A 1,661-nucleotide genomic window follows, 5' to 3' on the forward strand; every position below is an offset into this window, starting at 1 on the left:
TAACCTGTTATGAAGTGACCTTTGTCAAGTGTAAATTGCAAAAATCACCACATTTCCTTTCTTTTAAATTTTAACACTGGGTACAGAGGTAGAACCTCAGACTAACAGTCCCCGGCCTTGGCCACTCTGTTATACGTGGATTGGTTACCAACAGGTCAATGGTCCGCCGTGAATCTTGCCGTCTCCTAGCGTGAATCAAAATATATATAATATAATGTCAACAGAGGTTAATCGCAAATAATTCGGACCTTAGAATGCTCCAAGGCTCTACCTCTGTATCCAGTGTTGATTAGTTATTTTTAGCAGATAAAATCTGACACAGTCAGTTTCTTCTGCTTGATTCCCCATAAGAATATTCAGATGATTCTGTCAAGGGCTTGTCGCCAATGGCGATGCGAAGCATCCTTGACAAAAACAGATGAATATTCTACTAACTTACATGCTCTGTCATCATTCCCCATATAAAACATGCCAGTTCTCTTGCTATCGCAGTTGTTGCTACATTTCTATTAACACCTTTATTTAATGTCATTTTATAGAAACGTCTTCTAAGTCTTTCGTTCGCTTTATCTGCATATGCCACAATCTCCGGTGGATTCCCTTGCTGTCTTTGTTTTAACGCAACAGACTTATGTCCTATGGTTCCTCTTGTATAACTTTGTGCGGCTTCAACCAGTAGTCTTCGTAAATGGCTATTTCCTGCCTTTGTTATACTGTATCGATTAACTCTTGTATCACTAGAGTCTTCACTTGGTACAAGACCTAGAAATGATGCGAATTTTGGTGCCTTTTCAAATCTTTCAAAATCGCCAACTTCTACAATCATCGAAAGTGCTGTATGCGTTTTAATGCCACGCAGACAACTCATATGTTTTACTTTCTTTTCATATCTTTCTGTTGACGCAAGTTCTTCAATTCTTTCATCAAACCTATTAATCTTTTCCGTCAAGTATTCATAGGTTAAAAGATACTCATCTAAAGTTTCTCTCTGCAAAGCTGACAATTCTAATGTTCTTAACCATTTTAAATGTGCAATAGTCCAATAAGTTTTTCCACCTTCAAAGCGTTTTCCCTGTCTTAAAACGAACGCAAGAATCTGTTGTTTCACCTTTTTGAGATACAACTTTTGGTCATCGCGCATTCTAATATATTCCTTAATATCATTGTCATCATTATCTGGAACATATACTTCACTATAAGTGTGAAAAGCCAGGCATTTTGCTATATTGGCAGCATCTCTTTTATCTGTTTTCACATGATGTGTGTTGGTTATGCCCATTGTACTAGGAGCCAATATTTTACAATCTACAGCATGCTCTTTTAATTGATGATATAAGGAATATCCAAGACATCCTGCTTCATATCCACAAACAAATGTAACTTCTCCATCATATCTGGAGCGAACCTGCTCCATGTATTTAAGAACAAGTTTATAATCTGATGGTATTGTCTGCTTATATTCAACCTTATCTGTTTCGTAACTGTAACAACAAAGTGTGTACTGTTCCTTATGGACATCCATCCCAACATAAACTATACTATTCATATGTGACCTCCTATTGTATGCGGTAATCCCTGTTACCTGATATTGTTTTTTTCAATTAATATCTTACAGGTAAATCCACGAATCTACAATTGTGAGGTCACTTCATATTGTCTCC

General features: G+C 36.8%; 1 protein-coding gene. It reads right to left on the reverse strand.

What is annotated here, in order from left to right:
• Nucleotides 1–430 precede the first annotated feature (430 nt).
• Nucleotides 431–1,546 carry an IS110 family RNA-guided transposase gene (locus BLV79_RS12360; protein ID WP_074719269.1) on the reverse strand — a complete coding sequence of 372 codons (1,116 nt, stop codon included), beginning with the start codon at nt 1,544–1,546 and terminating at the stop codon, nt 431–433.
• Between the last annotated feature and the right edge of the window lie 115 nt (nt 1,547–1,661).

Origin of the sequence: Lachnobacterium bovis DSM 14045, assembly GCF_900107245.1 — a bacterium.
Classification (GTDB): Bacteria; Bacillota; Clostridia; order Lachnospirales; family Lachnospiraceae; genus Roseburia; species Roseburia bovis.